The sequence below is a fragment of the Sphingobium sp. genome, assembly GCF_035511395.1.
Classification (GTDB): domain Bacteria; phylum Pseudomonadota; class Alphaproteobacteria; order Sphingomonadales; family Sphingomonadaceae; genus Sphingobium.
This window is the reverse complement of sequence record NZ_DATKFP010000415.1, coordinates 1-4,788: the sequence shown is the minus strand read 5'-3', so window position 1 is coordinate 4,788 and position 4,788 is coordinate 1. Positions and strand designations below refer to the sequence as shown.

Here is a 4,788-nt window from a genome sequence, read left to right as displayed (position 1 = left end):
ATCGGTCGGATCGGCACCGGCCACGAACAGGCGGCTGCCCCGCTTGGAGAGCACCAGCACCTGGTACTGGTTGGACAGCTTGTTGTCGATCACGCCCTGAGGCAGGCGCTGAATGTCGAGGGCGCTCAGGTCGAGCAGGGTCTGACGCCTGCGATCCCGAGCGAGCGGCTCAGGCCGTAGCCGTCAGGGAGGCAATACGGTCACCGCCGGCCGCCTGGCGGCAAACAATTTTTTCATACGACGACCCAGCCGGGTGGCCCGGACACAACAAGGCCATCGCTGGCGGGCTTTGCCGATCACCCGCCTCCGGGACGCTTCGCCAGCCCAAGATCCTTTGCCGGGAAGCGCTCGAAGGTGGCGAGATGCCGGTTCAGCCGCGCCGATACCTGCGGCAAGCCCCATTCGAAGCGCGAATGTCCCTGCGAGGCCTGCTCCTTCGGGTCCATGTAAAGATTGAAGACCCAAGGCGACTGGCCGACCGGCGTCAATGTGCTCGCATCGAGATTGCGGCGAACCGTTTCGTTCTGGAAAACCATGAAATGGACCTTGTATTCCATCCAGCGAAGCGCCGTGACCTGGTTCTCGCGATACATGAATACGGCGTCGCGACGCGATGCCCCGTCATCGGCCAACAGGAAGGATGACTGGTCGACGCCGTCGATATAGCGGTCGGGCGAAATTTTCCCCTCCTGACCCGCGAGCGCCACAGCCGTATTGAACAGGTCGCACAGGTCGAACAGCCCGTCGGAGATACGCCCCGCCCTGATCATGCCTGGCCAGGAGGCGATGCCGGGGACGCGCACGCCGCCTTCCCAGGTCGTACCCTTGCCGCCGCGGAATGGCTGATAGGAGCTGTCGGGCCAAAGGTCTTCATTGCCGCCATTGTCACTGGTGAAGAATACGAGCGTATTCTCCTCCTGGCCGGTTTCGCGCAGCACGCGCATCAGCCGTCCGACAATATCGTCGACCTCGACGATCGCATCGCGATGCGGGAAGCCGGCGGGGCTCTTTCCGGCATAGCCTGGGGCGGGATACGTATCATTGTGCAGACGGCCGAAGGAATGGATCAGGTAAAATGGATTTTTTGCTTCAGCCTGCCTGCGGATGAAGCCCTCCGAGAAATCGGCGAAGTGCTGATCGATGCGGGACAATTCATCAATGGTCCGGGTTGCCCGGTCGATCCCGATCTCGCCGCCCTTGATGCCCCTGGTGATATGCGCCGGAGCGATGCTTCTGATCGCGTTGAGCCGGTCGGGCCTGAGCACCAGATCAGGATAAAGCCTTCCGTCCACCTGCTGCGACATCTCGCTGATGACAGTGAGGATGCCGTAATATTCGTCATAACCGACCTGATGCGGATAAAGCCCCTCGCCCTCGCCCAGATGCCACTTGCCCGACAGCGCCGTCGTGTAACCGGCGTCGGACAACAGGCGGGCGGCCGTCACCTCGTCTGCCCAGGGGTTCACCTTGTAGCGCTCGCCAGACAGCAGCGGGCGATTCAGCCCGCTACGGACCGGGATACGGCCTGTCATGAGGGCGGCCCGCGTCGGCGTGCAGGTGGGCTGGGAATAGGTGGAAAGCAGTTTCAGTCCGCCCGCGGCGAGCGCGTCTATATGGGGCGTCGGGGCGCCGATCAGAAGTCCACCGCCAAACGCGCCGACATCACCCCAGCCCATGTCGTCCACGAGGAAAATCAGAATATTTGGCGGCCGCCCCGTGCGGGCGCGGAGCGCCGCCAGCTTGTCCGCCGCGGCCTGCTCCTGCGCGGGGCGGGGAATTACGGGTTCAAGGTGCGGCGCCGCCTGAACCGTAAGGTCGAACGGGTTGCGCGGCGTTGTCCCGCCCGTTGAGCGCGCAGGGCCCCAAAGGGCGCCATGCACGCAAGCGCGCTCCCGCCCAGCAGCAGGCTGCGCCGATCAGGCATCCCCCTGTCTGATCCCGACTTCCGCGTGCCATTGGTGCTCATGACGTTCGCCTCCGGGGTTGGCCGGCATCATACGCAAAAGGAGCCTCGGCTAGTCGACGCGCTCGAAGTCCGGCATCTTGAAGGTCCTGGCGTAGAAGGCCTCGTCCGGCCCGTAGAAGCGGAATGCCGGGAGCGGACGCTTGCCGCCGGTCGGGATCCAGTTCGCCTCCAGGCCGTCCGGCGCGACGGGGCCGATATAGAGCGTCACGCTCCCGTCGGCGTTCTGCTTCATCTTGTCAACGCCATAGGAATCGAGCGTCGTGCGCATGGACTGCGTGTAGATGAACGCCATGGTGGCCCGGTCATACATCGTGAGGGCCCAGAACTGCCTGATGGGGACGTTGGTGGGCACGGTGACCCTGTAGGTCCGCCCGGTTTCCAGGGGGCGGCCCTGATTGTCCGCCATCGCCATCAGGTAATAGGTCGCTGGCCGGTCAGAAACCTGGCCTGGCGCCATCGTGCACCAGAAAAACGCCATGGCGCGCCCGTCAACGTCGATCCTGTCAGGATATTCGTAGGAGAACCCGCGGTTTTTATCAGGAATAAGCAGGGGAACGTACTGGCGATCACGCCAGAAATACATGGTCCTCGGCAGGTTGTCGAAACGTTCCTGGAGGTAATGCCAGACATCCACCGCGGCTTGCCGCATGGCCCGCTTGGCGACATCGTCGGGATTGTAGGGTTTGCCCCGCGCGATGCCGAGCGTTGCAAGCAGGCCCATGATGTGGCGGTCCTGCGGCCTTACCGGCTCATAGGTAAAGGTGGCGTGCAGATATTCGTAATATCTCTCGTCATGGTGCTGGAGCGTTGTGTAGCGCCTGTCGACGGCATCGACGAAGTTCTGCTTCGGCGGGTTTGCCGCCTGCGACAGATAATACATTTTCAGGCGGCGGGAATAGGCGTAAGCGTCTTCCGCGCTCTTGCCTGGCGCGCGCACCGAGCGCAATCCGAACATGATCCGGTAGTTGGGCGACTTCACATGGATGTAGCCCGGCGGGACCGTTCCCGTGAAGTCTGGCGCGGTGAACAGGATCTTGCCGCCTTTTCCGCCGTCAACGCCCGACGGGCCGATATCGGCGATGGTCATCTGCCACGCATCGACCACCTGGCCGTAGAGGCTGCCGTCAGCCCCGGCCGGAGGAACCTCCAGCACCACCGGCTCCTTCTTCACATCGGTATAGGCGATGATGTAGGGCGTCGAACTGTTCGCAGTCCACGTTTCGAACTTCGGCGTTGCCGGGCCCGACATCGCCAGGATGTCATTGTCCTTGAGGCCAAGGCCATCGATCGTCGCGACACGGCCGCCGTGGACCTGCACCGACGGCAGCGACCACAGCATGGCCTCGAAGGCGCGCTGGTATTTGATCTGATAGTCGAAGTCGACGTTCGAACGCATGCTCCCGGGCGGAGGCTGTCCGCCAAGCGGCTCCTGCGTGACCTGAGCGGAGGTTTGACCAGCAGGTGCGAAAGCGAACATCGTCCCGGCGATCAGGAAGACGGCCCATGGATTGGTAGTCATCGTGAGCCTCGCGACAAGATTGCCGAACGCAATCATCTTATTACGAGAGCGCCGCGCCCGGCAATTGACCGGAAGGTTAATGCCGCTTCGTCTGATCTGCGGGCCTGATCAATGGCGCTACTCCCCCACTACCAAAGAATTAGGGCCCACGACGCATGGGAAAGGCAGGCTGACATCCACCCGCGCCCCCGCGCTGCCTGTCCGGAAGAAGAGCGGAATGATCGCCCGCTCATCATCTGTCAGTTCATGTCGGCGCATCAGTTCCTCCCGCGAGGGAAAGCTGGCGTCAGGGCGTAATCAGGTCGCCAGATTTGTGGGGCCACAGATTTATGGGGTCATGTCCCGACAACCGCCCCGGACCAGGCGACGCCGCCGATGGCGGATCATTCCCGACAGGTCTGTTTTCGCAGCCCGTAAGAGGTGCTCTGGCGGGCGGCTGCGGATTTTCGATTCCGATGTACGGTTGGGTGGGTCATTGTGGCCATGTCCGGCATGGCGGCGCGGCTGCGCCGGACAGCGTTGGCAGCCAATGGTCTGAAGGGACGTGCGACACCGAAGGATACCTGGATGAAGATGATCGAGCAGGAAGCATGGCACGCCCGAACTGCAGAGGAAGTCTGCGCTGCTTTTGAAACTGGTATGGACGGGCTGGATTCCGGCGAGGCCGCGCGACGTCTTGATGATTTTGGTCCCAACGCATTGCCTGCCGCGCGGCGGACGCATCCTGTTCTGCGTTTCCTCGCCCAATTCAACAATACGCTGATCTATTTTCTGCTTGCCGCCGCCATCGCGGCCATGGCCCTCGGCCACGTCATTGATGGCGCAGTCATCATCATCGTCGTGCTGATAAACGCCATCGTCGGCTTCATCCAGGAAGGCAAGGCGGAGCGCGCCCTCGAGGCAATTCGCGACATGATCGCGCCGCACACAACCGTGGTGCGCGACGGCGAGCGTCACACGGTTGACGCGCGGCTCCTTGTTCCAGGCGACATCGTCGCCCTGGAGGCCGGCGACAAGGCGCCCGCCGATATCCGCCTGCTGCGCGCGCGCGGTCTTTCAGCCGACGAGGCCATCCTGACGGGGGAATCCGTACCCGCCGAAAAGAACGAAAAACCCGTTGCGGCCGACGCGGCGCTCGGCGACCGGGCGCCGATTATCCATTCCGGCACGGTGATCACGACCGGTCAGGGCATCGGCGTCGCGGTGGCGACCGGCAACCGCACGGAGATCGGTCGCATCGCCGGGATGATCGGCGACGTGCAAACCCTGACGACGCCGCTCCTGCGCCAGATCAACGCCTTCG

The 4,788-nt window shown here is 63.1% G+C and carries 4 protein-coding genes; 1 reads left to right on the top strand and 3 read right to left on the bottom strand.

Features of this window, described 5'->3' with window-relative positions; translation table 11 throughout:
- The 3 genes from VMR39_RS30595 to VMR39_RS27945 all read right to left on the bottom strand — a co-directional run.
- Window positions 1–129, bottom strand: a 129-nt coding sequence (locus tag VMR39_RS30595; RefSeq protein WP_414712608.1) for a hypothetical protein, incomplete at its 3' end; no start/stop codon positions are given.
- Window positions 130–296: 167 nt separating this feature from the next.
- Entirely contained in the window at window positions 297–1,880 is a 1,584-nt protein-coding gene (locus VMR39_RS27950; RefSeq protein WP_325421395.1) for an arylsulfatase, read from the bottom strand.
- Window positions 1,881–2,015: 135 nt separating this feature from the next.
- Window positions 2,016–3,485, bottom strand: coding sequence for a DUF1254 domain-containing protein (locus VMR39_RS27945; protein WP_325421393.1), 1,470 nt, complete (start codon window positions 3,483–3,485; stop codon window positions 2,016–2,018).
- A 567-nt stretch (window positions 3,486–4,052) separates the two neighbouring features.
- On the opposite strand from VMR39_RS27945, the gene VMR39_RS27940 reads away from it, so the two are divergent.
- A partial coding sequence (locus tag VMR39_RS27940; protein WP_325421391.1) for an HAD-IC family P-type ATPase occupies window positions 4,053–4,788 on the top strand: 736 nt, incomplete at its 3' end.

What these genes read in the sequence shown, in the direction of transcription:
- VMR39_RS27945 (WP_325421393.1), bottom strand. Translation starts at nt 3,485, where the DNA reads ATGACTACCAATCCATGGGCCGTCTTCCTGATCGCCGGGACGATGTTC.